We start from the raw sequence: 14,192 nt of genomic DNA on the forward strand, positions 1-14,192 counted from the left end.
GTCCATCGTCGACAACATGGCGCAGATCATCGCGAGCGACCTGGCGATGTCCCGCGCCATTCCGGCCACGCTCGCGCAGATGGATCTGATGCAGCGCGCCCTCGCGGAATCGCGGCATTATGCCTTGAACCTGGATGCCACGGAAACCGCGCGCCGCGCGCAATGGATGACCTTGCCGAGCCTCGTCAAGGTCGACGCCTTTCTCCACGATGCACAGGGCTTCTCGGGGCTCGACTCGATCTGGCTCGTCAACGACCGGGGATACTGCATTGCGTCGAGCAATGCGGCCGATCCGAACAGCTTCATCGGCTATGACATGAGCGCGCGCGCCTACGTCGGACGCGCACTGCTCGGCGGTTTCGCCGAAATGTACGGCGTCGGCAGGCTGTCGGGCGAGCCGGGCATTTTCATCGCAGCGCCGGTGTACGAGGACGGACTGCTCGTCGGCGCGGTGATCGCGAAAGTGAGCATCGACCGGTTGCGGCACTGGGTGTCGCGCGCGGGGACCTTCGTGACCGATGAGAACGGCGTCGTCGTCATGGCCCACGACGGACGTCTCGAGTATCAGGCGATGCCCGATGCGCCCGTTGCCCGCATGACGCCCGGCGAGCGCTTCGAGCATTACCGCCGCGACGCGTTTCCGCCGTTGCGCGTCGCGCCGGTCGGCGATCAGATGCGCGAGACCGCGCCGTGGCTCGCCCCGCAACTCGCGGAGGGCTTCTATACCGCCAACGGCGACGCGTCACCTTCGCTCTACGACGAGCGCACCGGGCTCAATTCGGGGCTGTCAGCGCATATCATGCATCCGCTCACGAGCTGGCCGGAAATCAGCCGCAACCACAATCGCGACCGCCTGCTCGTGTTCCTGACGATGCTCGGCGTGGTGACGCTCGCGGTGGTGATCGCGACGTCGTACTCGCGCGAGCGCCGGCTGCATCGCGCGACACGCGATCTCGCCGAGCAGTTGCAGGCCGCGAACACGCTGCTGTCCGCCGAGGCCCGCCACGACGCGCTGACGGGCGCGCTGTCGCGCCGCTATTTCCTCGATACGCTGCGTCACGAAGTGGAGCTGGCGCGTTCGGCGGGCGCGCCGCTATCGGTGGCGATCGCCGATCTCGATCACTTCAAGCAGATCAACGACCGCTACGGTCATGCTTCCGGCGACCGCGCGCTGGAGCACTTCGCGGAAGTGTGCCGCACGCAGCTTCGTCCGAGCGACGCCATCGGCCGGCTCGGCGGCGAGGAGTTCGGCATCATCCTGCCGCAGACTTCGCTCGCGGATGCGCAAGCCGTGCTCGAGCGGCTGCGCAAGCGCTTCCGTCACGAGCACTGCGCGCATCTGCCCGACGACGCGGAGCTGTCGGTGAGCATCGGCATCACCGAACTGGCGGGCGGCGACGCGCTCGAATGGATTCTTTCGCGCGCCGACCTCGCGCTCTACGAAGCGAAGTCGCGCGGGCGCGACCGCAGCGAAGTGCGCCCCGCCGATCCCGTCCCGCCGGCGCGCCATCCCGAGAATTCGCTCGCCGGCAAATAGGCGCTTCTCCTCGCCGATGAACCCGGCGCATGCGCGCAGGGGCAGGTATGATGGCCTCGGACATCGAATGCCGTTGCCGTCACCGGGAGGATTGCATGAAGGGAAATCTGGTCATCGTGTGCCGCGATCAGGACGCTGAAACGTTCGACCAACTGCTCGCCGAGTACGGGTCGTTCCAGACGCGGCTCTCGTCCACCGCGTGGTACCTGAAGATCGACATCGCGCCCGAAGTCATTCAGGAAGAGATTCTCTCGCGGCTCGGCAAGTACACGACGCACTACATCTTCGAGGCATCCACGGTCACGTACAACACGGTCGACAGCGAGGCGGCCTCGGCGCTCGAAACGCTGTTCGACTGACACGCCTTTCGCTACAGCGCACGCTCCTCGTGCTGAGGTCCGGCGCGGCGTTCCGTGACCGGCCGCGTCGCGACATCGAACGGAAAGGTCATCACGACCTGCAAGCCGCCCTCCGCATGATTGCCGATCTCGCATTCGCCGCCCGCGCGCCGCGCGAGCCGCTCGACGATGGCGAGGCCCAGACCGCTATGCCCGCTGCCGCCGCGCGCGGGATCGAGCCGCACGAACGGCCGGGCCGCCTTGATGAGATCGGCGGGCGCAATGCCGTTGCCGTGATCCGAGACGCTCAACGTCCAGCCAATCGCCCCGCGCCGCGTCTCGATGACAATCGGCGGCGCGCCATACGCATGCGCGTTGTCGAGCAGATTCGATAACAGGCGATCCAGCGTCGCCGCCGGCAGCACGAAGCTCGGCCCCGCTTCGAGCACGAGGCGAATGCACTCGGTGCCCGGCGGGAGCGCCGCAAGCGGCCGATACGCCCGATACGCCCGCGCGATGCGCTCGCAGTGCTCGTCCACCGGCGCCGGCTCGCTGCCGTCCGGGCGGTCATGCGCAAACACCAGAAATTGATCGACGATATGCGCCATCGAATCGACATCGCGCACGACGCCGTCGCGCGCTTTTTCGTCGTCCATCATCTCGGCGCGCAGACGCAGGCGGGCGAGCGGCGTCTTCAGATCGTGCGCGACGCCCGCGAGCATCACGGCGCGGTCGTTCTCGGTCTGCGAGACTTCTCGCACCATCTGGTTGAAGCCGTGCGTCAACTGACGCAGTTCGCGCGGACCGCGTTCAGGCACGGGCGGCGTCGGCTGGCCGCGCGCGAAGCGGCCGACCGCATGCGCGAGCGAGCGCAACGGCCGTTGCAGTTGCCACGCGGCTAAAAGCGCGGCAAGCACCGCCGTCGAGAAGATGATCGCGAGCCAGACCAGCATCCGGTCGCGCGAGCGCGGGGGCCGCAACGGCTGCACCGGCACGACGATCCAGCCTGCGTCCTTCACGCCATGTACCCACACGCTCGGCGGCGCGCCGGGTTCTCCGGGGCGCACGTCGGTGTCGTCGGGCAAACGGTCCTTCATGTCTTCGAGAAAGCGCGACAGCGGCCGCGGAATGTCCTCGGCCGCACGCTGAGGCACGTCGGGCGCGTTCAGCGGCACGACGCGCACGCGCGAAGGCAGCGGTTGATCCGGATTGTTCGCGATGTGCTGCCGCACGGCCTCGACGAGAAACGCGGCCTCTTCGACCGCATATCGCGTTTGGGAGTTGTCGCGCTCGACGCGGATGACCGCGAACCACGCGAGGTGCGACAGCACCAGCACGCCGATCACGAGGACGACGAGACGCCCGAACAGCGAATCAATGGGCCGGCGCATTGTGCTCGCCGTCGGGAACGAAGACGTAGCCGCGCCCCCGAACCGTCTGGATGAAGCGCGGCGCGGAAGGATCGGTCTCCAGGATGCGACGCAGACGCCACACCTGCACGTCGATGCCGCGGTCGGTGCCGTCGTATTCGGGGCCGTGCAGCAATTCGAGCAGGCGTTCGCGCGTGAGCGTGCGCATCGGGTTGTTCACGAAAATCTTCAGGAGCGCGAATTCGCTGCCCGAGAGCGTGAGCGGCTTTTCGTCGTGCTGAAGCGTGCGCGACTGGAAGTCCAGCCGGAAACGGCCGAACGAATAAGGCTCGCGCTGCTCGGGCGCGGCGGACGGAATCGTGCGGCGGCGGCGCAGCACCGCCTGCACCCGGGCGAGCAGCTCGCGCGGGTTGAACGGCTTGCCGAGGTAATCGTCCGCGCCGAGTTCCAGGCCGACGATACGGTCGACGTCGTCGGCGCGCGCGGTCAGCATGATGACGGGGATGTCGTCGCCGGATGCGCGCAGCTTCCTGAGCGCGGTAAGGCCGTCGACGCCCGGCATCATCAGATCGAGCACGATGAGATCGGGGCGTTCGCGCTCCAGGCGGCGTTCGAGCGAACCGGCGTCATGCAGCACCGACACTTCAATGCCCTGCCGGACCAGATAGTCGCGCAGAAGGTCGCGCAGTTCGGCGTCGTCGTCGACGACAAGGATTTGTGTAGTCATGTGAAGGAGTTTAGCGCGTGAGCCAGGACGGTTTGACGGTGTACGCGCCCCAAAGGGTTACGGGGTGTTACCGCGAAAGCCGCGCGTAAACCAGCGTAATACGAAACGTCATCGCGGTAACACGGCACGCGCCGCGAGCCTCTACGCTGTGTCTCACCGGAAGCGCAAGACCTCGACGAGGCCTCGCAATTCGGCTCCGACAATCAAGAAAGGGAGTCTCACGATGGGCAAGCAATATCGCATCCTCACCGCCGCCGCCACCGCGCTCGCTCTGACCTTCGGCTCGGCCTACGCCGCCACGAACGAAGCGCCCAGCGCGCCGCCGCCCGGCGGCCCGGCCATGATGGGTGGCCCCGGCGGTCCTGGCGGCCATCGCATGGAAATGCGCATGCAGAAGCAACTGGACCAGTTGCACGGACAGTTGAAGCTCAGCGCGGAGCAGGAAAAGCTCTGGCAAACCGCGCTCGACACGATGAAGCACAACCGCGACACGATGCGCGACAGTCATCGTCAGATGCATCAGCAGTTCGAGTCGATGGCCAACCAGCCGATTCTCGACCTGAACGCCATGCACGCGGCGCATCAGAAGCTGGAGCAGCAGCAGGCGCAACTGCGCGAAGAGACCGCGACCGCGTGGCTCAACTTCTATAACTCGCTCAACGATCAGCAGAAGACGACCGTCAGCACCGCGCTCAAGAAGCACTTCGCGAAGATGCGCGAGCACGAGCACAAGATGCACGAACGCTCGGGCAAGCATCGCGGCGCTCAGGACGGCGCTCGCGAAGCCGCGCCGGGCGCGGGGGCGGCTGCCGGCGCGTCGGCTGTGGCGAAGCCGTAAGCGCGTTGCCGGCCGCCAGGCGCGACCGGTTCCATTGCGCAAAAAAAAGCCGCGGGCGCTTGCGCTCCGCGGCTTCCGCATTGGCTGCGGCAACGACTCGCGCAATGTCACGCGAGGTCGAACAGCAGCACTTCGGCGTTATCGCCGGCGTCGAGCGTGACCTTCGCCACGTCTTCGATCTTCGCGGCATCGCCCGCACGGAGCGGCTCGCCGTTCACCGAGACGTTGCCGCGAGCGACATGCACATACACACGACGCCCCGCCGGCACGTCGAAGTCCGCCCGCTCCTCACCGTTGAAGAGTCCCGCGAAGATGCGGGCGTCCGCGCCGATCTTCACCGACCCGTCCACGCCTTCCGGCGATGCGATCACGCGCAGCCGGCCGCGTTTTTCATCGTCGCTGAAGCGCTTTTCCTCGTAGCCCGGCGCGCCGCCCGGCGCATCCGGAATGATCCAGATTTGCAGGAAGTGGGCCGTCTCGCTCGGCGAACCGTTGAACTCGCTATGACGCACGCCCGTGCCGGCGCTCATGCGCTGCACGTCGCCTGGACGGATCGTCGATCCGTTGCCCATGCTGTCGCGGTGGGCGAGCGCGCCTTCGAGCACATAGCTCACGATCTCCATGTCACGATGACCGTGCGTGCCGAAGCCCTGCCCGCCCGCGACGCGGTCTTCGTTGATGACGCGCAGCGCGCCGAAGTGGACATGCTCCGGATCGTGATAATCGGCGAACGAGAAGCTGTGATACGAGTCGAGCCAGCCGTGGTTTGCGTGACCTCGTTCGTTGCTGCGGCGAATCTCGAACATGATGATGGCTCCCGGTAAAGACGTTGAATTGCGATGGAGAGAATGTAAGGGCGGCGGCCGCCCGGAACAACGAGCGCGCCGGCACTACACCGTCCTGCCGGTGGATGTAATCGGACATGTCCTGACATCGCCCGCGCCCGATCCGTGTTCGGGTAAAATACCGCGCTTTTCGGCCAGCGACGTCGCTTTGGAGCTGCGGAAAGCCTGCGGGCGGTCATCGTTCACGGCTCAGCGCACAGTGAACGGGAGCGGGACGGGACGCTCGCCAATTTTGGCCACCTAGAATACGCACCGCCGGCGCTCGAGCCTGAACACGGCGGCCTCGGCGCACGGCGCTTGCGAAACGGATGCCGGCCCGGCGCGGCCCAATGCGCGCCGGTCATATGTGGCGCACCTTACGAAGGAATCACCATGTTGCAAGGCTACGGTCCGCTGATCCTCGCGGGCACCTGGCAGACCGTCAAGCTGGCGGTGCTGTCGCTCGGGTTCGCCTTCGTGATCGGTCTGATCGGCGCGGCGGCGAAGCTCTCGAAGAGCCGGATCGCCTCGGGCATCGGCACCGTCTACACGACGCTGATCCGCGGCGTGCCCGATCTGGTGCTGATGCTGCTGCTCTTCTACAGCATTCAGATCTGGCTGAATCTGCTGACCGATCAGCTCGGCTGGGATCAGATCGACATCGATCCGTTCCTGGCGGGCATTCTCGTGCTCGGCTTCATCTACGGCGCATATTTCACCGAGACGTTCCGCGGCGCGTTTCTCTCGGTGCCGCGCGGCCAGCTCGAAGCGGGCGCGGCCTACGGCATGACACCGTGGCAAACCTTCTCGCGCATCATGTTTCCGCAGATGATGCGTTTCGCGCTGCCGGGCATCGGCAATAACTGGCAGGTGATGGTGAAGGCGACGGCGCTGGTGTCGATCATCGGCCTCGCGGATGTCGTGAAGGCCGCGCAGGACGCGGGCAAGGGCACGCAGCGGTTCTTCTTCTTCACGCTGCTCGCGGGCGTGATCTATCTCGCGATCACGACGATCTCGAACTTCGTGCTGATCTGGCTCGAGCGGCGCTACTCCATCGGCGTGCGCAAAGCCGATCTTTAACCAGCCATCCCCAGCGAACACGAGCGGCGGACTTCATGATCGAAATCATCCAGGAATTCTGGAAGAACTACCTTTTCACCGACGGCTATCGCATCACCGGTCTCGCGATCACGATGTGGCTGCTGGTCGTCTCCATCGGCTTCGGCTTTTGCCTGTCGGTGCCGCTCGCCGTGGCGCGCGTCTCGAAGAACAAGCTGCTGTCACGCTCGGTGTGGCTTTATACGTACGTGTTTCGCGGCACGCCGCTCTACGTGCAGTTGCTGCTTTGCTATACCGGCCTCTACAGCCTGCAGGTCGTGCGCGATCATCAGGTGCTCGGCGAATTCTTCCGCAGCGGAATGAACTGCACGCTGCTCGCGTTCACGCTCAACACATGTGCCTATACGACGGAAATCTTCGCCGGCGCGATCAAGGCGACGCCCTACGGCGAAATCGAAGCCGCGCGCGCCTACGGCATGTCGAGCTTCACGCTTTATCGACGGGTGATTCTGCCGTCCGCGCTGCGCCGCGCGCTGCCGTACTACAGCAACGAAGTCATCCTCATGCTGCACGCGACGACCGTCGCTTTTACCGCGACCGTGCCGGACATTCTGAAGATCGCCCGTGACGTGAATTCGGCGACGTATCAGTCGTTCCAGGCATTCGGCATCGCCGCCCTGCTCTATCTCGTCATTTCGTTCGCGCTCGTGTGGCTGTTCCGCCGCGCCGAGCACCGCTGGCTCGCGTACCTGCGGCCTCAAGGCAAATAAGTCAGGCAATAGTCGCCCCAGGACCGTTCATGAATTCCCAGAAGCACAAGCTTTTCGTCGACGACATCCACAAGCAGTACGGCAGCAACGAAGTGCTGAAAGGCGTATCGCTGAAGGCGAACGCCGGCGATGTGATCAGCATCATCGGCTCGTCGGGCTCGGGCAAGAGCACGATGCTGCGTTGTATCAACTTTCTCGAGCAGCCGAACGGCGGGCGCATTTTCGTCGATGGCGCCGAGGTCCGCACGATGATGGACAAAAGCGGCGCGCTCAAGGTCGCCGATCCGAAACAGCTGCGCCAGGTCCGCTCGAAACTGTCGATGGTGTTCCAGCACTTCAATCTCTGGTCGCACATGAACGTGCTGGAGAACGTGATGGAAGCGCCCGTCAACGTGCTCGGGCTGCCGAAGAAGGAAGCCGAGGACCGCGCGCGCACGTACCTGGAGAAAGTGGGCCTCGCGCCGCGGCTGGAAAAGCAGTATCCGTCGCATCTGTCGGGCGGACAGCAACAGCGCGTGGCAATCGCGCGGGCGCTCGCCATGCACCCCGACGTCATGCTCTTCGACGAGCCCACGTCCGCGCTCGATCCCGAACTCGTCGGCGAAGTGCTGAAGGTGATGCAGACGCTCGCCGAAGAAGGCCGCACGATGGTGGTCGTCACGCACGAAATGGCGTTCGCGCGCAATGTGTCGAACCATGTGGTGTTTCTGCATCAGGGGCGTATCGAAGAAGAAGGACATCCCGACGCGGTCTTCGGTAGCCCGAAGAGCGAACGCCTGAAGCAGTTTCTCTCCGGCAGCCTCAAATAAGCAGACTAATGCAGTGAAAAAGCGCCGAAAGGCGCTTTTTTTTCGTCTATGCGCCGTCAACGCGGCCTCTTGCGTGACTAGCGCCGCGGCGTTCGCCCGTCAATAGGCGTCAAACCCGACCCTCAATCCTTATCCGGCCAGAACCCTTGTCCAGCAAGGAGTTGCGGGCTGTTTCCCAAGCTATGGGTCGCGCGGCCACTGCATCAGCATTGCATTTTCGACACACAGTTCCTTCGAACGTCAAATTCTTTTGGCGTCTGTGATGTATTTTGCTAAATTGGTAACTAAAGTACCAAAACGAAGTACCCAAAAAGTAGTTTTACTTCAAAACAAAGTGAGGAGACACCGATCGAAGGGTCGGCGTCACGTTCGCGCGCCCGACGCGTGAATCGCCATGAGCACTCTTGCCCGCGCGTGTGTCTTTCTCTGAAAACGATTTCCGGTTGGATGCGCTCGCATCGAACCGCACACGGCAGCACTTTGGGTTCTATTTCTTGACAGGGTTGGAGGAGATGATGAAGAAAGCTTTGCTCGCGGCAGCAGCACTGCTGACGTTCAGCGCGGTGGCTCACGCTCAAAGCAGCGTGACGCTGTACGGTCGCCTGGACGCGGGGCTCGAGTACATGAACGGCGTGCCGACCGGTCCCGCCGGCGCACCCGCCACCGGCACGTCGCACCGCTTCCGCGCGGAAAGCGGCGACTGGGGCACGAGCCTGTGGGGTTTGAAGGGCGTCGAAGACCTGGGCGGCGGCTATCGCGCCGTGTTCCAGTTGGAAGGCAGCTTCAACACCATGACGGGCCAGGGCCCGGGCAATAACGGCATCTTCAATCGCTGGGCGACCGTCGGTGTGGCGAACAACCAGTTCGGTACGCTGCTGTTGGGCCGTGAACTCTTCATCGCTAACGGCGTGTGGGACTTCGATCCGTTCGGGCAGTCGAACTGGTCGTCGGCATCGCTGGTTCGTGGCCGTAACTGGCCGCAGTCGAGCAACAACATTTCTTACCAGTCGCCGAAGTTCGCGGGCTTCGACTTCTACGGCCAGTACTCGCTGTCGAATGCGACGAACTGGAACGGCAACGGCACGACGCCGCAAGGCCGTGAAGCCGGCGCGTACATCACCTACACGACGCCGCTGTTCCAGATCCGCGGCATGTACGATGAAATCCGCAATCCGGCCAACGGCACGCTGGGCGGCGCGTACAACGCCATCGACGGCGGCGCGGGCGGCAACGGTGTCTACGCGTACTCGCGCGAGTACACGGCGATGTTCAACCTGTTCCTCGGCCAGTTCAAGGTCCAGGGCGCTTACCAGGCGATCCGCTCGTCGGGCATGACGGGCCAGTTGCCCGGCCAGCCGACCACGCTCGACCACGAATGGGGCGGCGTGACGTGGCAAGCAACGCCGGCGGCTGCGCTGATCGCGGCGGTCTACCACGTGAACGGCAACAACGGCGCGGGTAACGCGACCATCTATACGGTCGGCGGCTCGTACAACCTGTCGAAGCGCACGCTGCTCGATCTGCAGGTCGCGACGGTGCAGAACAGCAAGAGCGCCAACTACGGCCTGAACGCCAACAACTACGGTTCGGCGGCATCGACGGACAACCCGTTCCCCGGCCACAGCCAGACGGGCGTTTATGCAGGCATCCAGCACTCGTTCTGATCGTTCAGGCCGACGAAGCTGAATCAAGAATAGGTTTGTAGAGTTTTCACGCTGCTGCGAGAGGCGCGTATCGGTGCGGTGCCCGAAAGGGTATCGCACCGTTTTTTATTTGTGGCTGCATCTGTCAAATTGATTCAAAAGTACAGAATCAGGCGTTCTAAAAAGTAGTTTTCCTTCAGAATCCCGTGCAAAAAACGGGCCTTTGTCCGCATGGCGTTTTGCGCAAGGCGCGGGCATTCCCGTCGAACGCGTTCCGGTCGATGCACCCCGCATCGAACCGCAGCAGTGGTGAGTTCACTTTGACGGAGTTGGAGGAGATATGAAGAAGGCTTTGCTTGCAGCGGCAGCGCTGTTGACGTTCGGCGCCGCGGCGCATGCCCAAAGCAGCGTGACGCTGTATGGCCGCCTGGATGCGGGTCTCGAATACATGAACGGCGTGCCGACCGGCAATCCGGCGAACGCCACCGCGAGCCGCATCCGCGCGGAAAGCGGCGACTGGGGCACGAACCTGTGGGGCCTGAAAGGCGCTGAAGACCTGGGCGGCGGCTATCGCGCCGTGTTCCAGCTCGAAGGCAGCTTCAATTCGATGAACGGCCAGGGCCCGGCCGACAACCGCATCTTCAATCGCTGGGCGACGGTCGGTATCGCCAGCGACCGCTTGGGCACGGTGCTGCTCGGCCGCGAACTGTTCGTATCGAACGGCGTATGGGACTTCGATCCGTTCGGCCAGTCGGCGTGGTCGTCGGCATCGCTGGTGCGTGGCCGCAACTGGCCGCAATCGAGCAACAACATCTCGTATCAGTCGCCGAAGTTCGCGGGCTTCGACTTCTACGGCCAGTACGCGCTGTCGAACGCGACGAACTGGAACGGCAACGGCACGACGCCGCAGGGCCGCGAGGCCGGCGCGTACATCACGTACACGTCGCCCTACTTCCAGATTCGCGGCATGTACGATGAAATCCGCAATCCGGGCAACGGCACGCTCGGCGGCAATTACAACGGCAACAACGGTGTCTACGACTACTCCCGCGAGTACTCGGCGATGGCCAACGTCTTCCTCGGCCAGTTCAAGCTGCAAGCGGGCTATCAGGCAATCCGTTCTTCCGGCATGACGGGCCAGTTGCCCGGCCAGCCGACCACGCTCGACCACGAATGGGGCGGCGTGACGTGGCAAGCGACGCCGGCGGCGGCGCTCACGGCCGCGGTCTACCACGTGAACGGCAACAACGGCGCCGGCAACGCGACGATGTACACGCTCGGCGGCTCGTACAACCTGTCGAAGCGCACGCTGTTCGACCTGCAGATCGCGACGGTGCAGAACAGCAAGACCGCGAACTACGGCCTGAACGCCAACGGCGTCGGCACGGGTCCGTCGACGGACAATCCCTATCCTGGCCGCAGCCAGACGGGCGTGTACGCGGGCATCCAGCACTCGTTCTGAGCGGCGATTGCGGCGTGACGGTGCGGCGTCTTTCGGATGCCGTACTGTCTCTCAGCAAGCGCGCAGACGTAAAAGGGGCCGCCGATTCACATCGGCGGCCCCCTTCATTGCGTGCGGCTCAACCGACGCTAATCCCTCGCGACGCCCGATGCCCCGTGGCTCAGCCAGTCGAGCACGGCGGCCGCGTCATCGTCGCTCGAATGACGCGCCTTCGCGACCGTCTCGCTCAGCTTCGCGCCCGGCTTCGGCGCGGCACGGCGGATCGCCACGCCGACCGCGAGGATGTCGATGATGACGAGGTGCAGGATGCGCGAGATCATCGATAGTTGCGATTCGCGAATCTCGATGTGATCGGTTTCCAGCGCCACGGTCGCGCGCTTGGCGAGCGGCGTGTTGCTCGATGTGATCGCGATCACGGTCGCGCCCTGCTGCATCGCCACTTCCAGCACGCGCAGCAGTTCCGGCGCGCGGCCCGACTTCGAGACGGCGACGATGACATCGCCCTTGCCGAGCAGCGCCGCCGACGCCGCCTGCATGTAGAGATCGCCGTAAGCGATCGTCGGGATGCCGAAGCGGAAGAACTTGTAATGCGCGTCCTGCGCGACGATGTTCGAATTGCCGAGCCCATAGAACTCGATGCGACGCGCGCCGTTCAGAATGTCGATCGCGCGCTCGACGTTCTCGAAGTTCAGATGCTCGCGCAGTTGCAGGATGGCGGACACGGTGTTGTCGAGCACCTTCGCGCCGAAATCCGTGGCCGTGTCGCCGAGATGGACCTGGCTGTGGCTGACGGGAATCGTGCCCGTCAGGCCTGTCGCGAGCTTGAGCTTGAAGTCGGACAGGCCCTGGCAGCCGAGCGAGCGGCAGAAGCGGATGACGGTCGGCTGGCTCACGTCGGCCTTGCGCGCGATGTCGATGATCGGATCGTTGATGATCGAGCGCGGATGATTCAGCGCGAGGTCCGCCACGCGCCGCTCGGCGGGCGTGAGTGCGTCGCGCATCTGGCGGATGCGCTCGAACACCGCCGACGAACCGCTATTCGCGCGATTCGACAGTTGTTCCGCGAGGATGGCGGACACACCCAGAAAGGCCGGATACTCAGCGGTGATGACGTAGGTCGGAATGCCGGACAGGTACTGCTGAAAGCGGCCTTTCGCCTCGAATCGCTCGCGAAAAGGCGACGCGTGAAAGAGCTCGCCGAGTTTCAGCACCACCCCGCCGCCGATATAGATGCCGCCCAGCGCGCCCAGCGTCACCGCGATGTTGCCCGAGAACGTGCCGAGGATGCCGCAGAAGCAGTTCACCGCCTGCAGCGCGAGCGGCTCGCCGTCGTGGGCGCGACGGGTGACGTCGGCGCTGCTGAAATCGTCCGCGACCGCCACGCCGTCACGCTCCGCGAACGCGCGATAGATCAATTCCAGGCCGGGCCCCGCGCACACGCGTTCGAACGACACGTGCGGCCACTTGCGGCGCGCATAGCGCATGACCAGGTCTTCGTTTTCGTCGAACGGCGAGAACGTGGCGTGACCGCCTTCGCTGCCGAGCGCGATCCAGCGGTCGTCGGCGGGAATCAGGCCCGAGACGCCCAGACCGGTGCCGGGACCGAGCAAGCCGATCACGCTGTTCTGCCGTCGCGCGCCGCCGCCGATCTGGACACGCTGCGCATCGGTGAGGCCGGGCAGCGCCATCGCCAGCGCGGTGAAGTCGTTGACAACGAGCAGCGTATCGAAGCCCAACGCGCGGCGCGTCGCTTCGATCGAGAAGCTCCAGTCGTGATTGGTCATTTTCACGTGATCGCCATCCACCGGATTGGCGATCGCGATCGCCGCGTGATTGACGCGGCCGACCTTCGTGTCCTTCAGATACTGCTGCATCACTTCCGCGATGCCGGGGTAATCGGCGCCCGGATAAACGCGGATTTGCCCGATCTCGCCGGGCGCCGTCTCCAGCGCGAAGCGCGCGTTCGTGCCGCCGATATCGGCGAGCAGCCTCGGTCCATCGGCGTGGCTCGCGGCCTGCGCGACCTTATGCACACCAGTAGACATCGAGCTTCACTCCTTCATCGTTGGCCAGCGTCGAGATGGCGTTCTTTTGGCGGGCGGCGAGCGCCGCATTGAGTACGTCGAGCTTCTTCTGGCCGGAGATGAAGAGAAAAAGCTGGCTGATTCCCTTGAGCGCGGACATCGACAGGCTCACGCGCGCATGCGGCGCGCTGCCCGGATGCACGGCGACGAAGCGCTCGGGCGTGGAAATCGCGAGATCCCACTCGGGCGCGTCCGCGAAGATGGATGCCGTATGTCCGTCTTCGCCCATGCCCAGCACGGCGACATCGGGCAGGCGGCGGCGCGCATCGGCGTTCAGTGCCGCGACGTGCGCCGCAAGCGACGCCGAGGTATCGACGAGCGGCAGAAAGGATGCCGCCGCGCCCGCGTTCTGCAGCAGCGTGCCGCGCACGAGCTGCGCGTTGCTGGCCGAATCGGATTCGGGCACCCAGCGATCGTCGACGAGCGTGACGTCGATGTGCGCCCAGTCGAGCGGCTCTTGCGACAGCGTCTGCAAGAACGGACGCGGACTCGTGCCGCCCGATACCGCAAGCGTGGCGTGCGCGGACTGTCCCGTGGGCTGCGCGCTGGCATCGGCCGATGCGGCGCCTCGTGCCGCGAGCGACGCGGCAAGCGCATCGCTGACGGCTTTCGCCAGCGCGTCCGAGTGGGCGCGCGGGTCGTCGAAAGTGCGAAGCTCGATCACTGCTCCTCCATCCTGCTTGTCTGGTTTATCGACCCGCTTTTGCCGCGAAGCCGCGAACGGTCCGCGA

At 64.7% G+C, this 14,192-nt stretch carries 13 protein-coding genes; 8 read left to right on the forward strand and 5 right to left on the reverse strand.

Features of this window, described 5'->3' with window-relative positions:
- Both P9220_RS00005 and P9220_RS00010 read left to right on the forward strand, forming a co-directional pair.
- On the forward strand, positions 1-1,537 hold a 1,537-nt coding region (locus P9220_RS00005; protein ID WP_309762991.1), incomplete at its 5' end, for a diguanylate cyclase.
- A 95-nt stretch (positions 1,538-1,632) separates the two neighbouring features.
- A complete protein-coding gene (locus tag P9220_RS00010) occupies positions 1,633-1,896 on the forward strand; it encodes a hypothetical protein (protein WP_040051887.1) in 264 nt (87 codons plus the stop codon).
- Between the two features lie 11 nt (positions 1,897-1,907).
- On the opposite strand, the gene P9220_RS00015 is transcribed toward P9220_RS00010, so the two are convergent.
- Together P9220_RS00015 and P9220_RS00020 are read right to left on the reverse strand one after the other, a co-directional pair.
- Entirely contained in the window at positions 1,908-3,266 is a 1,359-nt protein-coding gene (locus tag P9220_RS00015) for an ATP-binding protein (RefSeq protein ID WP_309762992.1), read from the reverse strand.
- The gene (locus P9220_RS00020; protein WP_309762993.1) at positions 3,250-3,972 is read right to left on the reverse strand and encodes a response regulator; all 723 of its coding nucleotides are present in this window, start codon (positions 3,970-3,972) and stop codon (positions 3,250-3,252) included. The genes P9220_RS00015 and P9220_RS00020 overlap by 17 nt, the downstream gene beginning before the upstream one ends.
- A gap of 223 nt (positions 3,973-4,195) precedes the next feature.
- Between P9220_RS00020 and P9220_RS00025 the strand changes: the two genes are divergently transcribed.
- On the forward strand, positions 4,196-4,810 hold the full coding sequence (locus P9220_RS00025) for a periplasmic heavy metal sensor (RefSeq protein ID WP_309762994.1): 615 nt from the start codon (positions 4,196-4,198) through the stop codon (positions 4,808-4,810).
- A gap of 107 nt (positions 4,811-4,917) precedes the next feature.
- Here P9220_RS00025 and P9220_RS00030 read toward each other — a convergent pair whose 3' ends face one another.
- A complete protein-coding gene (locus P9220_RS00030) occupies positions 4,918-5,616 on the reverse strand; it encodes a pirin family protein (RefSeq protein WP_309762995.1) in 699 nt (232 codons plus the stop codon).
- Between the two features lie 411 nt (positions 5,617-6,027).
- On the opposite strand from P9220_RS00030, the gene P9220_RS00035 reads away from it, so the two are divergent.
- The 5 genes from P9220_RS00035 to P9220_RS00055 all read left to right on the forward strand — a co-directional run bounded on the left by P9220_RS00035 (position 6,028) and on the right by P9220_RS00055 (position 11,377).
- Entirely contained in the window at positions 6,028-6,714 is a 687-nt protein-coding gene (locus P9220_RS00035) for a histidine ABC transporter permease HisQ (protein WP_309762996.1), read from the forward strand.
- Between the two features lie 35 nt (positions 6,715-6,749).
- Complete coding sequence (locus tag P9220_RS00040) at positions 6,750-7,463, forward strand: ABC transporter permease (protein ID WP_309762997.1); 714 nt, start codon at positions 6,750-6,752, stop codon at positions 7,461-7,463.
- A 29-nt stretch (positions 7,464-7,492) separates the two neighbouring features.
- Complete coding sequence (locus tag P9220_RS00045) at positions 7,493-8,272, forward strand: ATP-binding cassette domain-containing protein (RefSeq protein WP_309762998.1); 780 nt, start codon at positions 7,493-7,495, stop codon at positions 8,270-8,272.
- 515 nt (positions 8,273-8,787) lie between these two features.
- Positions 8,788-9,936, forward strand: a complete 1,149-nt coding sequence (locus P9220_RS00050; RefSeq protein ID WP_309765316.1) for a porin — start codon at positions 8,788-8,790, stop codon at positions 9,934-9,936.
- A 319-nt stretch (positions 9,937-10,255) separates the two neighbouring features.
- A complete protein-coding gene (locus P9220_RS00055) occupies positions 10,256-11,377 on the forward strand; it encodes a porin (protein ID WP_309762999.1) in 1,122 nt (373 codons plus the stop codon).
- 128 nt (positions 11,378-11,505) lie between these two features.
- On the opposite strand, the gene P9220_RS00060 is transcribed toward P9220_RS00055, so the two are convergent.
- Positions 11,506-13,422 (reverse strand): bifunctional transcriptional regulator/glucokinase, encoded by a 1,917-nt coding sequence (locus P9220_RS00060; protein ID WP_309763000.1) that lies wholly within the window; start codon positions 13,420-13,422, stop codon positions 11,506-11,508.
- Positions 13,403-14,125 (reverse strand): 6-phosphogluconolactonase, encoded by a 723-nt coding sequence (gene pgl / locus P9220_RS00065; protein WP_309763001.1) that lies wholly within the window; start codon positions 14,123-14,125, stop codon positions 13,403-13,405. Before pgl ends, P9220_RS00060 begins: the two co-directional genes overlap by 20 nt.
- Positions 14,126-14,192: the final 67 nt, after the last annotated feature.

This window comes from Caballeronia sp. LZ016, assembly GCF_031450805.1.
In the GTDB taxonomy this organism is placed as follows: Bacteria; Pseudomonadota; Gammaproteobacteria; order Burkholderiales; family Burkholderiaceae; genus Caballeronia.